This is a genomic window from Microbacterium sp. STRO-1N, from assembly GCF_057748015.1.
The window spans coordinates 1,379,638-1,401,950 of sequence record NZ_CM173234.1 but is presented as its reverse complement, the minus strand read 5'-3'; the positions used below and the strand labels follow the sequence as shown (position 1 = coordinate 1,401,950).

Here is a 22,313-nt window from a genome sequence, read left to right as displayed (position 1 = left end):
GGTCATCCGATCCGGGACACGAGCGCGTCGAGCCCCATTCCGTAGTCGATGCGGACCACCGGCAGCGCGAGCTTGTCGGTGCCGATCCGCACGACGCCGGGTTCGATCGTGCGCGCCATCTCGTAGCCCGCGAGCGCGACGCCCTGTTTCGCGGTGTCGTTGTGGTGCCCGAAGGGATAGGCGATGACCTCGCGCACACCCAGGATGTCGCCGGAGGTGTTGAGGTCGGCGGCGATCTCATCTGCCGACCAGTTCTCCATCCGGCCACGCCCGTTGTCGCCCGCCTGATGCATGTCGTGGGTGTGCGATCGGCGCAGCACGTACACGGACGGCGGTGGATCCTGTCGGTAAGCGGTCACCATGAAGGACGTCGTGAGCACCTGGTGGCGGTCGACGACGGGCACGGCGAGGTCGAACCAGGTCTGGTCGGCGTCGTCGTCGGTGATGATGACCGAGCGCGACGGCAGGAACAGCCTGCCGTCGATGAACGCGCTCAGTTCGTCCCAGGTCGGCATGTAGAACCCGGTCGTGGCGATGTGCTGCATGTGGGCGTCGAAGTCGCCGATGTAGGCGTAGTTCCCCCTCAGCCAGCCGTCCTCGCCTTCCGGCCTGGTCGTGAACTGGTGATACATGAGGATCGGGATGCCGGCGTCCTCCGCCGCATTCTCCTCCGGCGTCTTCCACGCTGCGAACAGCTCCCGCTGCTGCTCTGCGCATTCGACGACCCGCGAACCGTTGATCCGCGAGGCGACCTCGAAGACCTCGGCATCCTCGGCTGTGGCGTACCACCCGGCGAAGACTCTGCCGTCCTGAGCCGGGATGGGCAGGCCGGCGTAGAGGCCACCCTGCTGCTGCAGCATCGGCTCGATTTCGATGCCGTCGCCGGAGAACGTCACGGCGCACGCCAGTGGATCATCGGTCTCCGCGAGGAGCGCCTCCGACGGAGTGAGCGGAACCGGAGCCGGTGTGGCCGCGCGGCGCGGCGGCGCGGCCTCGGCCGTCGCCTGGGGCGTGAGCACGACGGCCGCCACTGCGACGACGGCGACGAGCGCGATGGCGCCGATCGTCAGGCCGAAGGCGAGTCGTCGGCGGCGGCGACGCCGAAAGCGCGCTGCGGCGCGAGAGGACGCGGCATCCATCGTCGGCGCGTCAGTCCCCGAAGCCTTCGGCGATCATCTCCACGAGCTCTTCGCGCTCCTCGACGGGGAGGAACGCTGCGGCCGCGGCATTGAACTGGAACGTCTCGAGGTCATCGAGGTCGTAACCGAAGGCATCCACGAGCAGCGACAGCTCCCGCGTGAGCGAGGTGCGGCTCATGGTGCGGTTGTCGACGTTCACCGTCACTGCGAAGCCGAGCTGATACAGCAGATCGAACGGATGATCGGCGATCTCTGTCCCCCATGCGGCGATCGCTCCGGTCTGGAGGTTCGACGACGGCGACAGCTCGAGCGGGATCTCACGGTCGCGCACCCAGCGCGCCAGGTCGCCGAACTGCACCTGCACCTCGTCGTCCTCCCGGTTGATGACCTGCAGGTCGGAGACGATCCGGACGCCGTGGCCGAGCCGCAGCGCGCGTCCGTCCAGCAGTGCCGAACGGATCGACGCGATGCCCGCGGCTTCTCCGGCGTGCACGGTCACGGGGAAGAAGTGCTCGGCGAGGTGCTCGAATGCCGCCCTGTGGTCCGAGGCGGGGAAGCCGTCCTCCGGACCGGCGAGGTCGAATCCGACGACGCCGCGACCACGGTGCGCCACGGCCAGTTCCGCGATCTCGCGGGTCCGATCGCTCTGCCGCATGGCCGTGATCAGCTGTCCGACACGGATGCTGCGACCGGCGCGGTCCGCGGCCTCCTCGCCCTCCTCGATGCCCTGCTGCACGGCCTCGACGGCCTGATCCAGCGAGAGGCCCCCGACCTGGTGCTGCTCCGGCGCCCAGCGCACCTCGCCGTAGATGACACCGTCATCGGCGAGATCCTCGACGAACTCGCGCGCGATGCGGGTCAGTGCGCCAGTGGTCTGCATGACCGCCGTCGTGAGCTCGAACGTCTTGAGGTACTCAACGAGAGAGCCGGAATCGCACTTCTTCGCGATCCAATCGCCGAGCAGTTCGGGGTTCTGCGCCGGCACATCGATGCCGGCGTCGTCGGCCAGTTCGAGGATGGTCTCCGGGCGCACGGCGCCGTCGAGATGGTCGTGCAGCGAGACCTTGGGCAGGCTGCGCAGCGAGACGCCCTGAAGCGTGGCGTCGCCGGTCGGCTGGATCGACATGGATGACCTCTCAGCAGTGCGGGTGGGGTGCGGCTCACAGCCTACGCGGTGATGCGCTCACGGACGAGCGGTCCGATCTCGGGGGCGTCGGAGCCGATCTCCCAGGCACCGTCGACCGCTTCGATCGCGCGCGCGAACCGCGCTTCGTCATCGGCCGAGAGCGTGAACAGCGGCTGACCAACCACCACGCGATCGCCCGGCTTGGCGTGCAGGTCGATGCCGGCGGCGTGGATGACGGGATCCTCCGCTCTGGCGCGCCCTGCGCCGAGACGCCACGCGGCGATGCCGAACGGCAGCGCGTCCATGCGCGTCACGATGCCATCGCTCCGGGCGGTGACGACGTGCGTCTCGCGCGCCGTCGGAAGCGGAGCATCCGGATCACCGTCCTGCGCGCGGATCATCGCCTTCCAGCTGTCCATCGCACGGCCGTCGTCGAGGGCGGCTTCGACGTCGGCATCCGGGATGCCGGCGAGATCGAGCATCTCGCGCGCCAGCGCCACCGTGAGCTCGCGGATATCGGCCGGGCCGCCGCCCGCGAGAACCTCGACGGATTCGCGGACCTCGTTGGCGTTGCCGATCGCGAAGCCGAGCGGCACGTTCATGTCCGTCAGCAGTGCGGTCGTCGCGACGCCCGAGTCGGTGCCGAGCGCGACCATGGTCCGCGCCAGCTCCCTGGCGCGATCGATGTCCTGCATGAACGCACCGGAGCCGAACTTCACGTCCAGCACGAGTGCGTCGGTGCCCTCCGCGATCTTCTTCGACATGATGCTGGACGCGATCAGCGGGATCGCCTCCACCGTGCCGGTGACGTCGCGCAGCGCGTACAGCTTCTTGTCCGCCGGTGCGAGGCCCGAACCGGCGGCGCAGATCACGGCGCCGACATCCGACTGCATCTGCGCGAACATCTCGTCGTTGCTCAGCGCCGCGCGCCACCCGGGAATCGACTCGAGCTTGTCGAGCGTGCCGCCGGTGTGGCCGAGACCTCGACCCGACAGCTGCGGCACGGCGACGCCGAACGCGGCGACCAGCGGCGCGAGCGGCAGCGTGATCTTGTCGCCGACGCCGCCCGTGGAGTGCTTGTCGACCGTGCGCTTGCCGAGGGCCGCGAAGCTCATCCGCTCCCCCGATGCGATCATCGCGTCGGTGAGGATGCGGATCTCGTCGCGCTCCATGCCGCGCTGGAACACGGCCATTGCGAACGACGCCATCTGCGCGTCGGAGACGTAGCCGCGGGTGTACGCGTCGACCATCCATCGCAGCGCGGGCTCCGGGACGACCCCGCCGTCGCGCTTGGCACGGATGACGTCGACGGCGTCGTGGGGCTCGACGGCGCTCATCGGGCGTCCTCCAGATCGCGCGGACCGAACGCATCAGGGAGCACCTCGTCGATCGTCCGGATCCCCGAGACGGTCTCCAGCAGCATCCCCGTCGTGGCGTGCTCGAACAGCAGCTGGCGGCAGCGACCGCACGGCATGATCGTCTGCCCCTCGCCGTTCACGCACACGAAGGCGACGAGTCGGCCACCGCCGGACATGTGCAGGTCGCCGACCAGGGCGCACTCCGCGCACAGCCCGACGCCGTACGAGGCGTTCTCGACGTTGCAGCCGGCGATGATCCGGCCGTCGTCGACGAGCGCTGCGGCGCCCACCCTGTATCGCGAGTAGGGCGCGTACGCCTTCGTCATCGCCTCGGTGGCGACCGAGCGCAGCTCGTCCCAGTCGATATCGGTCATCTCGTCCTCAGTTCTTGATGTACGGCTTGCCGCTGGCGGCAGGTGCGCGGATCTGTCCGGCGAATCCGGCCACCGCGAGCAGCGTGACCAGGTACGGCAGCATCAGCATGAACTCGCCGGGGATGGGCGTCTTCAGAATGGTCAGGAGGTTCTGCAGGTTGGTGACGAAGCCGAACAGCAGCGCGGCCAGCGTCGCGCGGATCGGATCCCAGCGGCCGAAGATCACGGCTGCGAGGGCGATGAAGCCGAGGCCGGCCGTCATCTCCTTACCGAACTGCGGCACCGAGACGAGCGTGAAGTACGCTCCGCCGATGCCGGCGATCGCGCCGGCGAGCAGCACGTTCCAGAACCGGGTCGGGTTCACCCGGATGCCCACGGTGTCTGCGGCCTTGGGGTGCTCGCCGACCGCACGCAGACGCAGGCCCCAGCGGGTGCGGTACAGGCCCCACGCGACGATCGCGACGGTCACGAACATCAGATACACGATCACCGTCTGGTTGAACAGCACGGGACCGATGATCGGGATGTCGCCCAGGATCGGGATCTTGATCCGTGAGAAGCGTGCCGCGGTGTTGAGCTCGGCCTCGTTCGGCGCCAGCAGCGCGCCGTACAGGAACCCGGTCAGGCCGGTGACGAGCACGTTCAGCACGACACCGACGATGACCTGCTCGACGAGGTACTTGATCGCGAAGACGGCGAGCACGCTCGCGACGAGCACGCCGCCGATCATCGCGCCGATGAGCCCGACGAACGGGTTGCCGGTGATGCTCGACAGCAGTGCGGCGGAGAAGGCTCCGAGCAGCAGCTGCCCCTCGATCGCGACGTTGACGACACCGGCGCGTTCGCCGATGACGCCGCCGAGTGCGCCGAACACCAGCGGCACCGACAGCGAGACCGCTCCGACGAGCAGGCTCGTGACGGGCACGAGACCGCCGGCAGCGGCCCACACGAGGAACGCGAACACGGCCACCACACCGAAGACGGAGATGAGCCACAGCGGCACGCTCCGGTAGTTCCACGCCTGCACGGCGGCGAGGGCGACCATCAGCACGAGCAGGACGATCAGCACCCAGCATGTGACAGTGGTCGGCAGCGGGACGTCGGGCATGTCGACGACCGAGGATCGATCGCCTAGGCGGAAGGTGCTCGTCCCTGTTCGGGGCACGAGCAGGAACAGCAGGGCGAGGAGCGCGGTCGCGACGGCCAGCACGATCGGAGTCTTCCAATGCCGCTCGCGCACGGTGGCGAGCTGCACGGTGCCGTCGGCGGCCTGGGTCTGCACGGAGGAGCTCATGCGGCCACCGCCTTCTTCGCGGCCTTGGCTCTCGCCTTGGCGGCCTTCTCGGCATCCGTCTTGGGCAGGAAGAAGACCGTTCGCAGCAGCGGAGGAGCCGCGATGAACAGCACGACGAGCGACTGCACGACGAGCACGATGTCGACAGGGATGTCCTGCGCCTGCATCGAGAACGATCCGGCCTTGAGCGCCCCGAACAGGATGCCGGCGGCGAACGTGCCCCAGGCGCGGCTGCGGCCGAGCAGCGCGACCGTGATCGCGTCGAAGCCGATGCCGGCGTCGATCGTCTCAGTGATGCCGGTGGTGACGGATCCCTGCAGCTGGTTCATGCCGGCGAGACCGGCGAGACCGCCGGCGAACAGCATCGCGTAGACGTAGATGCGCTGCACGTTGATGCCGGCGGCCCGTGCGGCATGCGGGTTCTCGCCGACCGCGCGCATGCGCATGCCGAGCGAAGAGCGCTCGATGAGCCACCAGACGAACAGGGTCGCCAGAATGACGATCACGAAGCCGAGGTCCAGCAGCGGGAACTGCGCTCCGAACAGCGGCGGGAACTGCGCGTTCTGCGGCGTCGGCGAACCGAGGGCCTGATTCGTCCCCGGTTTCTGGAGGAGCCCCGGCGTGCGGATCATCCACAGCAGCAGGTAGTACGCGATGTAGTTGAGCATGATCGTGAGGATCACCTCGTGCGCGCCCGTACGAGCCTTGATGAGGCCTGCGATGCCGCCCCACAGCGCGCCGCCCGCGATGCCGACGATCAGCATCGCCGGGATGTGCAGCCAGATCGGCAGATCCAGCTGGAACGTCAGGAGCCCGGCCAGCGCGACGCCGAAGAGCATCTGACCGCGGGCGCCGATGTTGAACAGGCCGACCCGGAACGCCAGCGCGACGCCGAGTCCCGCGGCGATCAGCGGAGCGGCGAACCCGAGCGTATTGGTCAGCGGCTTGATCTGCGCGGCGAAGCCGTTGCCCCGCGCGTTGAAGATCGCACCGCGCACGAGCGCCTCGTAGCCGTCGTACACCGACCCCCAGACGGCGACGAGCATGTCACCTGGTCGGGCGAAGAAGTACACGGACGTCTCTTGCACGTCCTTGTTCGTCAGGGCGATCAGGATGCCGCCGACGATCAGCGCGAGCACGATCGCGAGGATCGTCGTCACGGCGTTGCTGCGCAGCATCTCCTTGATGATGACGTTGCCGCGGGGAGGGTCGATCTCGGCCCTCTCGCTGCCGGGGATGCCGGAGCTCGGCGGGAGCTGCTCGGGAGGCAGCCCCTTGGTCGCGTCTCCCGCATCCGGTGTCGATCCGCTCACGCGGTCACCTCCGCATCGGCCACACCGGCCATCATGAGTCCCAACTTCTCGCGAGGCGTATCACCGGGGACGATCCCGATGATCGCGCCCCGATACATCACGGCGATCCGATCGGCGAGGGCGGCGACCTCGTCGAGCTCGGTGGAGACCACGAGCACCGGAACACCGGAATCGCGCGTCTCGATGATCCGCTTGTGGATGAATTCGATCGACCCGACGTCGACGCCGCGCGTGGGCTGCGCCGCCACGAGCAGCCGCAGCTCGCGGCTCATCTCGCGGGCGATGACGACCTTCTGCTGGTTGCCGCCGGAGAGCGTTCCGGCGGGGGTCTGCGGACCCTGGGCCCGGATATCGTACTCGGCGATGCGCGCGTGGGCGAACTCCTCGAGGGCTGCGCGCTTGAGCGTTCCCGCACTGCTGAAGGCCGGGTCGTCCGAGCGGTCCAGGACGAGGTTCTCCGCGACGGTGAAGTTCGCGACCAGTCCGTCCTCGGTGCGGTCCTCCGGGACGAATCCGACCCCGGCGTCGAGAATCGCGCGGACGCTCCTGCCGACGAGCTCCGCACCGTCCAGGGAGATGGAGCCCTCGACGCGCGCGGCCAGTCCGACCAGCGCCTCGACGAGTTCGGTCTGCCCGTTGCCCTGCACGCCGGCGATCGCCAGCACTTCGCCTGGCCGGACCGCGAAGTCGACGCCGTCGACCACGATCGCACCGGTCGGTGTCAGCACACGAAGGCCTCGCACCTCCAGACCGCCGTCGCCGAGCTTCGGAGTTTCCTTCTGCACGGTGAGCTCGACGGCTCGGCCGACCATCAGCGTGGCCAGCTCGGCGTTCGTCGCGGTCGGGGAGGCCTCGCCGACGATCTTCCCCAGGCGCACGATCGTGATGGTGTCCGCCACCTCGCGGACCTCGCGCAGCTTGTGCGTGATGAAGACGATCGCGGTGCCCTCATCGCGCAGCTGACGCATGATGCCCATGAGTTCGTCGGTCTCCTGCGGAGTCAGCACGGCCGTCGGTTCGTCGAACACCAGCACCTGCGCATCCCGGGAGAGCGCCTTGATGATCTCGACCCGCTGCTGCACGCCGACCGGGAGATCCCCGACGACGGCGTCGGGGTCGATGTCGAAACCGAAGCGCTCGGCGACCGCGCGCACGTGGGCACGTGCCGCGGCGATGTCGAGCACGCCGACTCCCTTGGTCTGCTCGTGCCCGAGCATGACGTTCTCGGCGACGGTGAAGACCGGGACGAGCATGAAGTGCTGGTGCACCATGCCGATGCCGGCCGCCATCGCGTCGCCGGGTCCGCGGAAGTGCTGCACGACGTCGTCGAGGAGAATGTCGCCCTCGTCGGCCTGATACAGGCCGTACAGCACGTTCATCAGCGTGGACTTGCCCGCGCCGTTCTCACCCAGCAGCGCGTGGATCTGACCCGGCTCGACCACCAGATCGATGTGGTCGTTCGCCACCAGGCTGCCGAATCGCTTGGTGATGCCGCGAAGTTCGAGCTTCATATCTGCACCTTATCCAGAAGATTTACAGAAGTGTCCGTTCACGGCGCGGGGCGAGCGGTCACCTGCGACCACTCGCCCCGCCCCGTGCTCACTCAGCTCACGGAGAGTTCTCGGACTCCACCGTGATGTCACCGGAGATGATCTGCTCCTGAAGCGTCGCGAGCTCGTCCGTCAGCCCTTCAGGCAGCTCGGCCTCGAAGTCGCCGAAGCCGGAGAGCTTCACGCCCTCGTTCTCGAGCGTGCCGACGTACGGCGCTGCGTCGAACTCGCCCTCGGCGGCCGCGATCGTCGCATCCTGGACCGCGACGTCGATCGCCTTCATGATCGAGACGAGGGTCAGATCCGCCACGCTCGAGTCGGCGACGGCCAGGTCGCTGTCGACGCCGATGAGCAGCGTGTCCTTGCCGCTGTCGCGGATGGCGGCGGCCGCGCTCTGGTAGACCGGGCCACCGACCGGGAGGATCACGTCGACGCCCTGGTCGAGCACGCCCTGCGCGGTCTGCTTGGCGGTGTCGTTCGCGTCGAATCCGCCCGTGAACGAACCCTTCTGCGTCGCGGCATCCCAGCCGAACACCTCGACGGCACCGGACTTGTCCTCGTTGTACTTCTCGACGCCGAGCTGGAATCCGTCCATGAACACGGCCACCGACGGGATCTGCATTCCGCCGAACGTGCCGACCTTGTTCACGCCGCTCTGCGCCGACCACGCGGCGGATGCGTACCCGCCGAGGTACGCGGCCTGAGCCGTGTCGAAGACGAGCGGCTTGATGTTCGGAGCATCCGTCTCGCCGTCGAAGTCGTTGTCGGCCCAGTCGTCGATGATCGCGTAGTTGATCTCAGGGTTCGCGAGTGCGGACTCGACCGTTGCCGCCGACAGCTTGAAGCCGACCGAGACGATGAACGAGCAGCCCTCCGAGACCGCGGTCTCGAGGTTCGGCGCGTAGTCGTTGTCGTTGGCCGACTCGAACTCGAGCGGCTCGATGCCGAGCTCTTCGGCCGCGGCATCCATACCCTCCTTCGCGGACTGGTTGAACGACTTGTCGTTCCAGCCGCCGGCGTCGGAGATCAGGCAGGGCAGGAAGTCGGAGTCGACCGGCCCCGCGCCTGCGCCTTCGCCGTCGGTCTCCTCTGGCGCCGCTCCACAACCTGCAAGCGACAGGGCGACGCCGGTCGCCACGAGCGCGGCGAGTGCGCGCTTTCGAGTGGAAATGGTCACGTAAGCCTCCACGACTACTGGCCCGCGCCGATCGCAGGGCCCCGAGGCTAAATTACCCAGTGTTACGCCGCACTGGAGCACCGGCGCGGTTAATGGTTACAAACTCGAAACAGAGCCGACCTCCGCCGGCTCAGAGGACGTCGCCGCGTCCGGTGAGCTTGAGCGACTCGACGACGCCCTTCACGCGCTGCGCGTGCTCGATCGTCGTCACCAGCAGAGCGTCAGGGGTGTCCACCACGACGATGTCCTGCACGCCGACGAGACTGATCACGCGCGAGGTCTGACTGACGAGGATTCCGGTCGCGGCATCGGACAGCACCCGTGCCTTCGGGCCGAGCACCGCGAGGTCGTTCTTGCGGCCGTTGGAGATGAGCTTGGTGAGCGAGGCGAAATCGCCCACGTCGTCCCAGTCGAAGTGCCCGGGGATCACGGCGAGGCGTCCCTTCTCGGCGGCCGGCTCCGCGACGGCGTAGTCGATGGCGATCTTCTTCAGACCGGGCCAGATGCGATCGACGGCCGGTCCTCGGAGTTCGCGGTCGTCCCAGGCCGCCGCGAGTTCGAGCAGTCCGGCGTGCAGCTGGGGTTCGTTCGCGGCCAGCTCGTCGAGCAGGACGCTCGCCTTGGCGATGAACATGCCCGCGTTCCACAGGAAGGAGCGATCCGCGTAGTACTCCTTCGCGGTCTCCAGGTCCGGCTTCTCGACGAATCGCTCGACGGTCGCGGCCTCCGGAGCGCCGTCGACGATGAGCTCGTCCCCCTTGCGGATGTACCCGAAGCCGACCGACGGCTCAGACGGCTGGATGCCGATGGTGCAGATGTATCCGGCCCGGGCGACCTCGACGGCCTGCAGGACGGCGAACTCGAAGGTGCGCGTGCCGCGGATGACGTGGTCGGCCGCGAAGGAGCCGATGATCACGTCGGGGTCGCGCCGGTGCAGGATCGCGGCCGCCAACCCGATCGCGGCGGCAGACTCGCGCGGCTCGGACTCCAGGAACACGTTCATGTCCGGGATTCCTGGCAGCTCCCCCTCGACGGCCGCCCTGTGGGCGCGTCCCGTGACGACCGCGATGCGATCCGCACCGGCGAGCGGCTCGAGCCGATCCCAGGTGTCGCGCAGCAACGAGTTGCCCGATCCGGTCAGGTCATGCAGGAACTTCGGGGCGTCGGCCCGGGAAAGGGGCCACAGGCGACTCCCGATGCCACCGGCCGGAATCACCGCGTAGAAGTCCTCGATCGGCTCCGTCATGTCCTCACCCTATCGCGGCGATAAATCTCGACATCGAGATACTTAGGTTCGCCTTCCTCGCTCGGCACGATCGAACGGGAATAGGATGGTGAGCGTTCGGGCGTGCCTGTGCGCGCTGCCGATACAGATCGATCAGGGAGGACGACCGTGTCCGCAAGCACTCGCTTGACACCGTCGATTTCGGAGACGACATCCAAGACCCCGCGCGGCACGCTCTACCGAGGGCGTGAAGGAATGTGGTCATGGGTGCTTCACCGCATCACGGGCGTCGCCATCTTCTTCTTCCTCCTGGTGCATGTGCTGGATACAGCACTCATCCGGGTGTCGCCGGAGGCGTACAACGCCGTGATCGGCACGTACAAGAACCCGATCATGGCACTCGGCGAGGTCGTCCTCGTCGCCGGCATCGTGTTCCACGCGCTCAACGGTCTGCGGATCATCCTGGTCGACCTGTGGTCCAGCGGCGCGCGCTACCAGCGACAGATGTTCTGGATCGTGATCGGTCTGTGGGCCGTGCTGATGGCCGGCTTCGTGCCGCGTCACCTCGCACTCGCGTTCGCCGGCTTCGGAGGGGGACACTGATGACCGCTCAGACCGCGTTCGCCGCATCCGGACGCCGCACCCGCCGCTTCAACCTCGAGAAGTGGGGCTGGATGTTCATGCGGATCTCCGGCGTCCTGCTGGTGATCCTCATCTTCGGCCACCTGTTCGTGAACCTCATGCTCGGTGAGGGCATCCACGCACTGGACTTCGCCTTCATCGCCGGAAAGTTCGCCGACCCGTGGTGGCAGTGGTGGGACGTCATCATGCTGTGGCTCGCCCTGATCCACGGCTCGAACGGCATGCGCACCATCGTCAACGACTACGTCACCCACCCGACCGCCCGCAAGGCGCTGGTCTGGGCACTCGGTCTGGCCGCCGGCCTGCTGATCGTCCTGGGCACGCTCGTCGTGTTCACGTTCGACCCGTGCCTGGGCGTCACAGAGTCCAGCACCCTGTGGGACATGTGTGTGGCCAACGGTTCAGTCGGGAACTGAGAAGAGAGTTAGAGAGTGACCACGCAGACTCACGATTCCGTCGTCCGCGACGGCGTGCACTACCACCAGTTCGATGTCGTCATCGTCGGCGCCGGAGGCGCCGGCATGCGCGCGGCCATCGAGGCGGGCCCCGGCGCGAAGACCGCCGTCATCTCGAAGCTGTATCCGACGCGTTCGCACACCGGTGCCGCCCAGGGCGGCATGGCCGCGGCCCTCGCGAACGTCGAAGAGGACAACTGGGAGTGGCACACGTTCGACACGGTCAAGGGCGGCGACTACCTCGTCGACCAGGATGCCGCAGAGATCCTCGCCAAGGAGGCCATCGACGCCGTCATCGACCTCGAGAACATGGGTCTGCCGTTCAACCGCACCCCAGAGGGCAAGATCGACCAGCGCCGCTTCGGCGGGCACACCGCCGAGCACGGCAAGACGCCGGTGCGCCGCGCCTGCTACGCCGCCGACCGCACGGGTCACATGATCCTGCAGACGCTGTTCCAGAACTGCGTCAAGCTCGGCATCAACTTCTTCAACGAGTTCTACGTCCTCGACCTCATCACGGTGAAGGACGAGGCCGGCGCAACCCTGGTCGCCGGCGTCGTGGCGTACGACCTCGCCACGGGTGAGCTGCACGTCTTCCAGTCGAAGGCCGTGATCTTCGCGACCGGCGGCTTCGGCAAGATCTTCAAGACCACCTCGAATGCGCACACCCTCACGGGCGACGGCGTCGGCATCATCTGGCGCAAGAACCTGCCGCTGGAGGACATGGAGTTCTTCCAGTTCCACCCCACCGGCCTGGCCGGTCTCGGCATCCTGCTCACCGAGGGTGCCCGCGGTGAGGGTGCGATCCTGCGCAACGCCTCCGGAGAGCGCTTCATGGAGCGCTACGCCCCCACCATCAAGGACCTCGCGCCGCGCGACATCGTCGCCCGCTCCATGGTCCAGGAGGTCCTGGACGGACGCGGCGCCGGCCCGAACAAGGACTACGTGCTGCTGGACTGCACGCACCTGGGCGCGGAGATCCTCGAGACCAAGCTCCCCGACATCACCGAGTTCGCCCGCACCTACCTGGGCATCGACCCTGTGGTCGAGCCCGTGCCCGTGATGCCGACGGCGCACTACGCGATGGGCGGCATCCCGACCAACAACGACGCCGAGGTGCTCAGCGACAACACGACCGTCGTCCCCGGCCTCTACGCCGCCGGCGAATGCGCCTGCGTCTCCGTGCACGGTTCGAACCGACTCGGCACGAACTCGCTGCTCGACATCAACGTGTTCGGCAAGCGCGCCGGCCGCAACGCCGTCGAGTACGCCAGGACGGCCGAGTTCGTTCCGCTGCCCGAGAACCCGGCCGCGTTCGTGTCTGGCATGATCGAGGGCCTGCGGAACAACCAGGGCACCGAGCGCATCGCCGTGCTGCGCAAGACGCTGCAGGACGAGATGGACAAGGGCGCACAGGTCTTCCGCACGCACGAGTCCCTCGAGCACGTCCTCGGCGTGATCGCTGAGCTGCGCGAGCGCTACCGCAACGTGCACGTCGATGACAAGGGCCGTCGTTTCAACACCGATCTGCTCGAGGCCGTCGAGCTCGGCTTCCTGCTCGACCTCGCCGAGGTCGTCGTGTACGCCGCCCAGCACCGCGAGGAGAGCCGCGGCGGACACATGCGCGACGACTTCCCCAAGCGCGACGACGAGAACTGGATGAAGCACACCATGGCGTATCTCACCGGCGATCCGCATTCGTCGACGCCCGCCGATCACATCAGACTCGACTCGAAGCCGGTCGTCCAGACCCGCTACCAGCCGATGGAGAGGAAGTACTGAGATGTCCACCGCCGTCGCAGAGGCGCCTGCCGCCGAATCAGCGGACTCGGAAGTCCAGTCCTTCCTGGTCACGTTCATCATCCGTCGCTTCGACCCGGAGAACGACGCAGAGCCGCACTGGGTCGACTACGACGTGGAGCTGTACTCCACCGACCGCGTCCTCGATGCGCTGCACAAGATCAAGTGGGAGGTCGACGGCTCGCTGAGCTTCCGTCGGTCCTGCGCCCACGGCATCTGCGGATCCGACGCCATGCGCATCAACGGCCGCAACCGCCTGGCCTGCAAGACGCTGATCAAGGACCTGGACATCTCCAAGCCGATCTACGTCGAGGCCATCAAGGGCCTTCCGCTCGAGAAGGACCTCATCGTCGACATGGAGCCGTTCTTCGCCTCGTACCGCGAAGTGCAGCCGTTCCTCGTTGCCAGCTCGACCCCCGAGAAGGGCAAGGAGCGCACGCAGTCCATCGCCGACCGCGCCATCTTCGATGACACCACCAAGTGCATCCTGTGCGCGGCGTGCACGTCCTCGTGCCCGGTGTTCTGGACCGACGGGCAGTACTTCGGCCCGGCCGCGATCGTGAACGCGCACCGCTTCATCTTCGACTCGCGCGACGACAACGCAGGCGTCCGCCTCGACATCCTCAACGACAAGGAAGGCGTGTGGCGCTGCCGCACGACCTTCAACTGCTCGGAGGCGTGCCCCCGCGGTATCGAGGTGACCAAGGCGATCGCCGAGGTCAAGCAGGCGGTCCTGCGCGGCCGTCCGTGACCCTTCGCTAACCTGACAGGGTGAGCCGCCTCGAGAGCACGCCGACGCCGTCGGGCGACGCGCGCGCTCAGCGGGGAGCCGCCGAGGTCGCAGCCCGCGAGGAAGAGCATCTCCGTGCGCGCTGGGAGCAGACGCAGGAGAATCTGCGCGAGCGCTTCGAGGAGCCCATCTCCCGCGCCACCGCGCTCACGCAGCGCACGCTCGAGTGGTTCCCGGTCCGCGTATGGCGGCACTTCCTCCAGCACGAGGGCTTCCTCCTCGCGGCCGGCGTCAGCTATCAGGCGCTGTTCGCCGCCTTCGCCGCCGTCTACGTCGTGTTCGCCATCGCCGGGCTCTGGCTGGGCGGCAGCACGGAAGCCATCGACGGCCTGATCAGCGTCATCAACAATTACGTGCCAGGGCTCATCGTCGAAGGAGGCGTGATCACCCCGGAGCAGGTGCAGGACATCGTGACGACCAGCACGGGGACCACGCTCACCGTCACGGGCGCGATCGCCCTCGGAACGCTGATCTGGACGGCCGTCGGGGCGATCTCGTTCGCCCGCCGTGCGGTGCGCGGAGTCTTCGGCATTCCGCCGGATCGGCGGAACTACTTCATTCTCAAGGGCTTGGATTTCGTCGCAGCGATCGTCTTCGGTGCGGGGCTCGTGCTCGGGACGGTGCTCGGCACACTCGGAACGTGGGCGTTGGAGCTCGGATTCCGGCTGATCGGGCTGAGCGAGGCGACCGCGATCTCGTCATTCACGGTCCGTCTGGTCACGATCGGCATCCTGTACGTCGTCAACATCGTGCTGCTGGCCGGACTGTTCCGTTTCCTCACCGGCACTCAGCTCACCTGGCGACGCATCATGCCCGGAGCCTTCCTCGGCGCTGCTGCCGCGACGGTCCTGCAGCTCGGTTTCGGTCTGTTCCTCGGCTACACGCCCTCGAACCCGTTGCTGGCGACGTTCGCGGTGTTCATCGTGCTCCTGCTGTGGTTCCGCCTTCTCGGGATCGTGCTCCTCGTCGCGGCATCCTGGATCGCCGTCGGTGCCGAGGACCACCACATCGCGCTGCTGCCGCAATCCGAGGCCGAGCGACTGGCGGCTGAGCACAGGGCCCTGCTGATCGCCGCGCAGGTGCGACTGCGTACGGCGCAGGAGGCACGCGCCGCCGCCCCCTGGTATCGGATCTGGGCGGCGGACCGTGCCGTCCGTGAGGCGCAGGACGAACTGGAGCAGGTCGAGGCCGCCGCTCCTCCCCCGCTGCCGTCGAAACGCGTGCGCACGGCGACGAAGACGACCGCCGTCGATGGCGATGTCGGTGGGTCGCAATAGGCTGAGGACATGCCTCATCTGCGTATCGCCACGGTCAACGTCAACGGAATCAGGGCGGCCGCCCGCAACGGAATGAGCACCTGGTTGGATGCCGCGGACATCGACATCCTGACTCTGCAGGAGGTCCGCGGTCAGGACGAGCATCTCGAGGCCGCACTGCCTGGCTGGTCGATCATCCACGACGAAGCGACGGCCAAGGGTCGCGCGGGTGTCGCGATCGCGAGCCGCACCCCCGCCCTGGCCACCCGCACCGCCTTCGGCCCAGATGACTTCGACTCGAAGGGGCGGTGGATCGAGGGTGATTTCCTGCTCGGCGACCAGCCGCTGACCGTCGTGAGCGCCTACGTGCACTCCGGCGAGACCGACACGCCCAAGCAGGACGAGAAGTGGCGCTTCCTGGATGCCTTCGGCACCCGTCTGGGCGAGTTGGGCGCTGACGGCACGCTCGCGCTCGTCACCGGCGACCTCAACGTCGGGCACCGCGAGCTCGACATCAAGAACTGGCGCGGCAATCGCAAGAAAGCCGGGTTCCTGCCGCGCGAACGGGCGTACTTCGACCGGTTCCTCGGCGAAGCCGGCGCCGAGCTGGCGGCCGCCGACGGCACGACCGTCACCGGCATGGGCTGGATCGACGTCGGTCGCCGCTTCCACGGCGAGGTCGATGGTCCCTACACCTGGTGGTCGATGCGCGGAAAGGCGTTCGACAACGACTCCGGTTGGCGGATCGACTATCACCTGGCCAGCCCTACCCTGGCGGAGCGCGTCGAGTCGTACCACGTGGCGCGCGCGGCATCCTATGACCAGCGCTGGAGCGACCATGCGCCCGTCGTGGTGGATTACCGCTACTGACGCGCCTTCTCGGGTTTTCCCGAAACGACGGGCGGGTTCTCCCTGTGTCCGACAGGGGCGCCGGCAACCAGAATCGATCGGGTGAACATCCGATATCTCTGGCGCACCTGGCTCGCCTGTCTCATCGCCTGTCTGCCGATCCTCGTCCTGCTGCTCATGCCGCAGCTGATGCGCAGCAGGGCCGGGGGCACTTCGTCACTGATGATCGGCGTCGGGCTGCTGCTCGTCCTGCTGGTGGCGGCGTTCGTGTGTGCTCCCCTGATGTCTGCGTGGCTCGCCCCCGCCCCGGGATGGCAGCCCCGCAGCGCGCTCCGGGCCGCGGGCGCGCTCTGGCGAGGACGCACCGGTCAGGCGGCGCTCGCGCTGCTCGCGGGTATCGGCATCTACACGGTCGGCCAGGTCGCCGGCTATGCGCTCGCCCAAGCGGTGCCCTACGTCCACGACAACCCGGCATTCGCCGCCGATCCGAGGCTGTCGCCCTGGATCATCGACTATCCGGCGTTCGCACTCCAGGCGGTCGTCCTGTACACGCTGACGACGCTGGCCGTTGCCGTCTACGCGTGGCGGATGCGTTCGCTGAGCGTGCAGGGCGCCGCAGCGGGCACGGCCTGAGCGGCACGCGTCCGCCCTACGCGGTCAGCAGAGCCGCGAAGAGCCCGACGGCGACGACCAGGAAGGCCGCCGAGCACACCATGCCGGCGGTCACCCGTCGTCCGCGAGGGAAGATCAGCGGCACGGTCAACGTGAGAGGGATCGCGAGGCCGATCGCGAAGAGCGATCCGAAGATCAGCACGTAGCCGTGCATGTCGCCGTCCGACCATCCGAAGCGGCTGCTCAGCGCCATCCATGCGAAAAGCGCGAACGGCACACCGAACAGGACGGTGAGGACGATGCCGACGATCTGCGCCGCTCTGCTGGTCGGTTCGGTCCTCTCGGTCATCCCCCGATGCTGTCAGCAACGTCGAGCCACCTCCACCGTCGCCCTAGGATTGATACCGTGACGAAACCTCGCCTGTACTCCGGAATGCAGCCCTCAGCCGACTCCCTCCAGATCGGCAACTACATCGGGGCGCTGCTGCAGTGGCGAGACTTGCAGAACTCCTATGACGCGTTCTTCTCGGTCGTCGACCTGCACGCGCTGACCGTCGCTCAGAATCCGAAGGAGCTTCGCGAGAAGACGCGCCGCACGGCCGCGCAGTACATCGCGGCCGGTATCGAGCCGTCGCAGTCGACCCTGTACGTGCAGTCGCACGTGCGCGCGCATGCCGAACTGGCCTGGATCCTCTCCACGATCACCGGCTTCGGCGAAGCCGGCCGGATGACGCAGTTCAAGGACAAGTCCGCACGGTACGGTGCCGACGCGACATCGGTCGGGCTGTTCACGTATCCGGTGCTGATGGCCGCGGACATCCTGCTGTACCAGACCGATGTCGTACCGGTCGGCGACGATCAGAAGCAGCACGTCGAACTCACGCGCGATCTCGCGGAGCGCTTCAACTCGCGCTTCGGCGAAGCCTTCGTCGTACCGGTGCCGGTGATCCAGAAGGACACGGCGCGCATCTACGACCTGCAGAATCCGACGTCGAAGATGTCGAAGTCCGCGGAGAGCGACGCCGGTGTGCTGTGGCTGCTGGATGACCCGGCGAAGACGGCGAAGAAGATCATGCGCGCCGTCACGGATGCCGACGGCAGCGTGCGCTTCGACCGGGAGAAAAAGCCCGGCGTCTCGAATCTGCTCACGATCTACGCGGCCCTCACCGGTCGACAGGTCGCCGCCATCGAGGACGAGTACGCCGGTCGCGGCTACGGGGACTTCAAGAAGGGTCTCGCCGAGGTCGTGGTCAACGAGTTCGAGCCGGTGCGCACCCGCGCCGTCGAACTGCTCGACGACCCGGCAGAGCTCGACCGCATCCTGGCCGTGAACGCGGCCAAGGCGGATGCTGTCGCGGACGCGACCCTCGCGGACGTCTACGACAAGACCGGGTTGCTGCGCCGGGTCTGAGCTCTTGAGTCGGCGGTCCGACCGCCGCGGACGGGCGGGGCGAGAACGTAGGATGGGTGGCGTGACCGACCCGCAGCAGTCCGACGGCTTCCGCCCGCCCGCTCCCCCGCCTGTTCCTCCCGCGCCCCCGGCATCCGGCTCGAACGCGCCCCAGGCTCCGAACGGCTTCCCGGCGCCCGGCGGATACCCGGCGCCCGGCTATCCGGCCCCGGGTGGCGCTGCACCCGCCTATCAGGCTCCGGTCGGCGCCTATCAGGCCCCGATCGGCGGCTACCAGGTCGCCGCCGGCCCCTACTCGGCACCCGCCGCGCCGGAGACGTCCGCTCGCACCACCGGTGTGCTGGCGCTGATCCTGTCGCTCGCCGCGGCCATCGTCGTGCCGATCATCGGCGCCACGGCCGCGTTCGCCGTCGGGAGCATCATCCCGAACGCCGTCGACGACGTCACCTCCACCGAACTGGACTCGCTGGCGTTCCTCGCGCCCGCACGGGACCAGGTGCTGTGGGCCGAGATCTCGTTCTGGGCCGGAACCGTGCTGGGCATCGCCGCGTTCGTGCTCGGCATCGTCGCGATCGTCAAGCGCCGCGGCCGTGGTCAGGGCATCGCAGGGCTCATCATCGCCGTGCTGGGCCCCGTGGTGTTCTTCACCGCCGTCTTCATCGCACTGACCGTCGGCGCGGCGGTCGGTGCTGCCCAGCTGACGTAGGTCGATCAGCGCGGCCCGGTTCAGCGCGGGGCGTGGTGCTTCTGCTGCGCGGCGAGCAGACCGTCGGCGACGAGCGTCTCGACGGCATCCGCGGCATCCGAGATCAGGATCGGAAGCGTCTTGCGCTCCTCACCACCGAAGGGCGCGAGCACCCAGTCCGCGGCATCCTGTCGCCCCGGCGGACGCCCGATCCCGACGCGCACACGCGGGAAATCGGCCGTCGTCAGCGCGCTGGCGACGTCGCGGACGCCGTTGTGCCCGCCGTGTCCACCGCCGATCTTGAGCTTGATCGAATCGAACGGGATGTCCAGTTCGTCGTGCACGACGACGACCCTCTCGGCCGGCACCGAGTAGAAGCGCGCGAGCGCCGCGACCGGGGTGCCGGACACGTTCATGAACGTGTTCGGCTTGGCCAGCACCAGCTTGTCGCCCCCGGGGCGGAGCCAGGTCTCCACGACCCTGGCGCCGGCCTTGTGCACCCGGAACGTCTCGCTCCGGCGTGCCGCGAGCTCATCGACGACCATCTGGCCGATGTTGTGCCGCGTGGTCTCATAACGGGGACCGGGATTGCCCAGTCCCACGATCAGCCACGTGTGCGCCACGTCGGCCTCCTCTCGGACATCGTCAGGATATGACAGAGGGGACACGATCTCTCGTGTCCCCTCTGTCGAAGTGGTGCAGTGCGGAGGATTACTCCGCAGCGGCCTCTTCCGTGGCCTCAGCGGTGGCCTCGGCCGCCGTCTCGCTCTCCTCGGCGGCCTCAGCGGCGGCCGGGACGGAGATCGCGACGATGAGCAGCTCGGGGTCCGCGAGAAGCGTCGAGCCCTTGGGCAGCTTGACGTCGGCGGCGGTGACGTGCGCGCCTTCTTCGAGGCCCTCGACCGAGACCTCGAAGTGCTGCGGGATGTGCGTCGCCTCGGCCTCGACGGCGAGCGTCGTGTTCTCGAGGTTGACGATCGTGCCGGCAGCCGACTCGCCCGTGACGACGAGCGGGACGTCGACCTGGATCTTCTCGCCCTTCTTCACGACCAGGAGGTCGATGTGCTCGATGATCTGGTGCACGGGGTCCTTCTGGACGTCCTTGACCAGCGCGAGGTGGTTCTTGCCGTCGATGTCGAGCTCGAGCAGCGCGTTGGCGCGGCGGATGATCAGCGCGACCTGGTGCCCGGGCAGTGCGACGTGCACCGGGTCGGTGCCGTGGCCGTACAGCACGGCGGGGATCTTTCCTGCAGCGCGCAGGCGGCGGGCGAAGCCCTTGCCGAAGCTGTCGCGCAGCTCGGCGGTGACCTTGGTGTCGTCAGACATTGGTTCTCCTTCGGGGCACACGGCGAAGGCCGCGTGGTGGTCTTGAGTTCGGCTTCTCGAGCACAGACGCGAGGAAATCAGCCACGAGGACAGCTTCGCCGCGTCGATTACGGATGCCGCGCACACGAAGCATCCCTCGCCGAGGAACCTCTCAATCGTACCCGATGCACCGGTAGGCTGAAGACACTCGACTTTTCCGTCCCGAACCCTCACGAACCTGGAGTCCTGCAATGCTCGACGGCGCCTTCCTCTCCCACGCGATCGCCTGGCTCATCGGAGCCATGGCCGTCTGCGCCGGTGTGTTCACGATCGGCGCCCTGTTCTCGATGGGACGCTCCGGCTACCGCAAGGACTGAGCCTCACACGGTAACGCGGGCGTTGTGCGCGACCGCGTCCGAGTAATCTGAAGACGTCCGGATCTGCGCTCACCGGCGCCCGGACGGTCCCCCTCACGGAAGGTGCATCAATGTCCTCTGCCGGTCAGGCAAACATCGGAGTCGTCGGACTCGCCGTCATGGGTTCGAACCTCGCCCGCAACCTCGCCAGCCGCGAGGGCAACACGGTGGCGATCTTCAACCGCAGCTACGAGAAGACGCAGGGTGTCCTCGACGCCCACCCCGAGGCGGGCTTCGTCCCCGCGAAGACCTACCAGGAGTTCGCGGACTCGCTGCAGAAGCCGCGCACCGCGATCATCATGGTCAAGGCCGGCGGCCCGACCGATGCCGTGATCGACGCACTCGTCGAGGTGTTCGAGCCGGGCGACATCATCGTCGACGGCGGGAACGCCTACTTCCCCGACACCATCCGCCGCGAGAAGGCCGTGCGCGAGACCGGCATCAACTTCGTCGGCGCCGGCATCTCGGGCGGCGAGGAGGGTGCACTGCTCGGCCCGTCGATCATGCCCGGCGGCTCTGACGAGTCCTGGGTGACGCTCGGCCCGATCCTGAAGTCCATCGCGGCGGTCGCCGAAGGCGAGCCTTGCGTCACGCACATCGGTCACGACGGTGCGGGCCACTTCGTCAAGATGGTGCACAACGGCATCGAGTACGCCGACATGCAGCTGATCGCCGAGGCCTACGACCTGATCCGCCGCGGTACGGGCAAGACCCCGGCCGAGATCGCCGAGATCTTCGCCGAGTGGAACAAGGGCGAGCTGGAGTCGTACCTGATCGAGATCACCGCCGAGGTGCTGCGTCAGGTGGATGCCGAGACCGGCAAGCCGCTCGTCGACGTCATCCTCGACCAGGCGGGCGCCAAGGGCACCGGCGCGTGGACCGTGCAGACCGCGCTCTCGCTCGGCGTTCCGGTCTCGGGCATCGCGGAAGCCACCTTCGCGCGTTCGCTCTCGAGCCACCCCGAGCAGCGCGCCGTCGCCGGCGCCCTCCCCGGCCCTGAGGAGTCGTTCTCGGTCCAGGACCAGGCCGCGTTCATCGAGGACGTCCGTCTCGCGCTGTACGCGTCGAAGATCGTCGCGTATTCGCAGGGCTTCGACGAGATCCGCGCCGGTGCAGCCGAGTACGACTGGTCGATCGATCTGGGTGCGGTGTCGAAGATCTGGCGCGGCGGGTGCATCATCCGCGCACAGTTCCTCAACCGCATCGCTGACGCGTACGCAGTGGACGCCGAGCTGCCGGTGCTGATGACCGCTCCGTACTTCTCCGAGGCGCTCACGCGCGCACAGGCCGCGTGGCGTCGCGTCGTCGTGACCGCCGCGCAGGCCGGCATCCCGGCTCCGGCGTTCTCGTCGTCGCTGTCGTACTACGACGGCCTCCGCGCCGATCGCCTCCCCGCCGCGCTCGTCCAGGGCCAGCGCGACTTCTTCGGTGCGCACACCTACAAGCGCATCGACAAAGAAGGCACGTTCCACACGCTGTGGTCCGGAGACCGCACCGAGATCGAGGCCGAAGACACGCACTGACACCTCAGGCACG

23 protein-coding genes are annotated in these 22,313 nt (G+C 67.8%); 11 read left to right on the top strand and 12 right to left on the bottom strand.

Features of this window, described 5'->3' with window-relative positions:
* Window positions 1-2: 2 nt before the first annotated feature.
* The 9 genes from AC3ANJ_RS06465 to AC3ANJ_RS06425 form a co-directional block, all read right to left on the bottom strand.
* Entirely contained in the window at window positions 3-1,139 is a 1,137-nt protein-coding gene (locus tag AC3ANJ_RS06465) for a polysaccharide deacetylase family protein (protein ID WP_488318761.1), read from the bottom strand.
* Window positions 1,140-1,149: 10 nt separating this feature from the next.
* Complete coding sequence (locus AC3ANJ_RS06460) at window positions 1,150-2,265, bottom strand: adenosine deaminase (protein ID WP_488318760.1); 1,116 nt, start codon at window positions 2,263-2,265, stop codon at window positions 1,150-1,152.
* Between the two features lie 41 nt (window positions 2,266-2,306).
* Window positions 2,307-3,602 carry a thymidine phosphorylase gene (locus AC3ANJ_RS06455; RefSeq protein WP_488318759.1) on the bottom strand — a complete coding sequence of 432 codons (1,296 nt, stop codon included), beginning with the start codon at window positions 3,600-3,602 and terminating at the stop codon, window positions 2,307-2,309.
* Window positions 3,599-3,997, bottom strand: coding sequence for a cytidine deaminase (locus tag AC3ANJ_RS06450; protein WP_406245955.1), 399 nt, complete (start codon window positions 3,995-3,997; stop codon window positions 3,599-3,601). The genes AC3ANJ_RS06455 and AC3ANJ_RS06450 overlap by 4 nt, the downstream gene beginning before the upstream one ends.
* Window positions 3,998-4,004: 7 nt before the next feature.
* Window positions 4,005-5,291: an ABC transporter permease gene (locus AC3ANJ_RS06445; RefSeq protein ID WP_488318758.1), complete on the bottom strand. Its 1,287-nt coding sequence runs from the start codon at window positions 5,289-5,291 to the stop codon at window positions 4,005-4,007.
* Window positions 5,288-6,604 (bottom strand): ABC transporter permease, encoded by a 1,317-nt coding sequence (locus tag AC3ANJ_RS06440; RefSeq protein ID WP_488318757.1) that lies wholly within the window; start codon window positions 6,602-6,604, stop codon window positions 5,288-5,290. The genes AC3ANJ_RS06445 and AC3ANJ_RS06440 overlap by 4 nt, the downstream gene beginning before the upstream one ends.
* The gene (locus AC3ANJ_RS06435; protein WP_488318756.1) at window positions 6,601-8,115 is read right to left on the bottom strand and encodes an ABC transporter ATP-binding protein; all 1,515 of its coding nucleotides are present in this window, start codon (window positions 8,113-8,115) and stop codon (window positions 6,601-6,603) included. The genes AC3ANJ_RS06440 and AC3ANJ_RS06435 overlap by 4 nt, the downstream gene beginning before the upstream one ends.
* A 97-nt stretch (window positions 8,116-8,212) precedes the next feature.
* Window positions 8,213-9,331, bottom strand: a complete 1,119-nt coding sequence (locus AC3ANJ_RS06430; protein ID WP_488318755.1) for a BMP family lipoprotein — start codon at window positions 9,329-9,331, stop codon at window positions 8,213-8,215.
* Window positions 9,332-9,461: 130 nt separating this feature from the next.
* Window positions 9,462-10,577, bottom strand: a complete 1,116-nt coding sequence (locus tag AC3ANJ_RS06425) for a mannose-1-phosphate guanylyltransferase (RefSeq protein WP_488318754.1) — start codon at window positions 10,575-10,577, stop codon at window positions 9,462-9,464.
* Between the two features lie 147 nt (window positions 10,578-10,724).
* Here AC3ANJ_RS06425 and sdhC point away from each other — a divergent pair, with 147 nt between their 5' ends.
* From sdhC to AC3ANJ_RS06390, 7 genes are all read left to right on the top strand, one after another.
* Window positions 10,725-11,159 (top strand): succinate dehydrogenase, cytochrome b556 subunit, encoded by a 435-nt coding sequence (sdhC, locus tag AC3ANJ_RS06420; protein WP_488318753.1) that lies wholly within the window; start codon window positions 10,725-10,727, stop codon window positions 11,157-11,159.
* Window positions 11,159-11,614 carry a succinate dehydrogenase hydrophobic membrane anchor subunit gene (locus AC3ANJ_RS06415; protein WP_406245962.1) on the top strand — a complete coding sequence of 152 codons (456 nt, stop codon included), beginning with the start codon at window positions 11,159-11,161 and terminating at the stop codon, window positions 11,612-11,614. The genes sdhC and AC3ANJ_RS06415 overlap by 1 nt, the downstream gene beginning before the upstream one ends.
* Window positions 11,615-11,629: 15 nt before the next feature.
* Complete coding sequence (sdhA, locus tag AC3ANJ_RS06410; RefSeq protein ID WP_488318752.1) at window positions 11,630-13,435, top strand: succinate dehydrogenase flavoprotein subunit; 1,806 nt, start codon at window positions 11,630-11,632, stop codon at window positions 13,433-13,435.
* A 1-nt stretch (window position 13,436) separates the two neighbouring features.
* A complete protein-coding gene (locus AC3ANJ_RS06405) occupies window positions 13,437-14,204 on the top strand; it encodes a succinate dehydrogenase iron-sulfur subunit (RefSeq protein ID WP_406245964.1) in 768 nt (255 codons plus the stop codon).
* A gap of 20 nt (window positions 14,205-14,224) precedes the next feature.
* Window positions 14,225-15,520, top strand: a complete 1,296-nt coding sequence (locus AC3ANJ_RS06400; protein ID WP_488318751.1) for a YihY/virulence factor BrkB family protein — start codon at window positions 14,225-14,227, stop codon at window positions 15,518-15,520.
* A gap of 9 nt (window positions 15,521-15,529) precedes the next feature.
* Window positions 15,530-16,369, top strand: a complete 840-nt coding sequence (locus AC3ANJ_RS06395) for an exodeoxyribonuclease III (RefSeq protein ID WP_488318750.1) — start codon at window positions 15,530-15,532, stop codon at window positions 16,367-16,369.
* An 81-nt stretch (window positions 16,370-16,450) separates the two neighbouring features.
* On the top strand, window positions 16,451-16,981 hold the full coding sequence (locus AC3ANJ_RS06390) for a hypothetical protein (protein ID WP_488318749.1): 531 nt from the start codon (window positions 16,451-16,453) through the stop codon (window positions 16,979-16,981).
* 16 nt (window positions 16,982-16,997) lie between these two features.
* Here the strand turns inward: AC3ANJ_RS06390 and AC3ANJ_RS06385 are convergent, their stop codons facing one another.
* Complete coding sequence (locus AC3ANJ_RS06385; RefSeq protein ID WP_488318748.1) at window positions 16,998-17,309, bottom strand: hypothetical protein; 312 nt, start codon at window positions 17,307-17,309, stop codon at window positions 16,998-17,000.
* A gap of 84 nt (window positions 17,310-17,393) precedes the next feature.
* Between AC3ANJ_RS06385 and trpS the strand changes: the two genes are divergently transcribed.
* A complete protein-coding gene (trpS, locus tag AC3ANJ_RS06380; RefSeq protein WP_488319240.1) occupies window positions 17,394-18,371 on the top strand; it encodes a tryptophan--tRNA ligase in 978 nt (325 codons plus the stop codon).
* 61 nt (window positions 18,372-18,432) lie between these two features.
* Window positions 18,433-19,077, top strand: a complete 645-nt coding sequence (locus tag AC3ANJ_RS06375) for a hypothetical protein (protein ID WP_488318747.1) — start codon at window positions 18,433-18,435, stop codon at window positions 19,075-19,077.
* A 20-nt stretch (window positions 19,078-19,097) separates the two neighbouring features.
* Here AC3ANJ_RS06375 and pth read toward each other — a convergent pair whose 3' ends face one another.
* The gene (pth, locus tag AC3ANJ_RS06370) at window positions 19,098-19,679 is read right to left on the bottom strand and encodes an aminoacyl-tRNA hydrolase (RefSeq protein WP_406245971.1); all 582 of its coding nucleotides are present in this window, start codon (window positions 19,677-19,679) and stop codon (window positions 19,098-19,100) included.
* A gap of 88 nt (window positions 19,680-19,767) precedes the next feature.
* Window positions 19,768-20,382, bottom strand: coding sequence for a 50S ribosomal protein L25/general stress protein Ctc (locus AC3ANJ_RS06365; RefSeq protein WP_488318746.1), 615 nt, complete (start codon window positions 20,380-20,382; stop codon window positions 19,768-19,770).
* 230 nt (window positions 20,383-20,612) lie between these two features.
* On the opposite strand from AC3ANJ_RS06365, the gene AC3ANJ_RS06360 reads away from it, so the two are divergent.
* Window positions 20,613-20,738, top strand: coding sequence for a hypothetical protein (locus AC3ANJ_RS06360; protein WP_406245973.1), 126 nt, complete (start codon window positions 20,613-20,615; stop codon window positions 20,736-20,738).
* Window positions 20,739-20,848: 110 nt separating this feature from the next.
* Window positions 20,849-22,300 (top strand): NADP-dependent phosphogluconate dehydrogenase, encoded by a 1,452-nt coding sequence (gene gndA / locus AC3ANJ_RS06355; protein ID WP_406245974.1) that lies wholly within the window; start codon window positions 20,849-20,851, stop codon window positions 22,298-22,300.
* Window positions 22,301-22,313 lie beyond the last annotated feature (13 nt).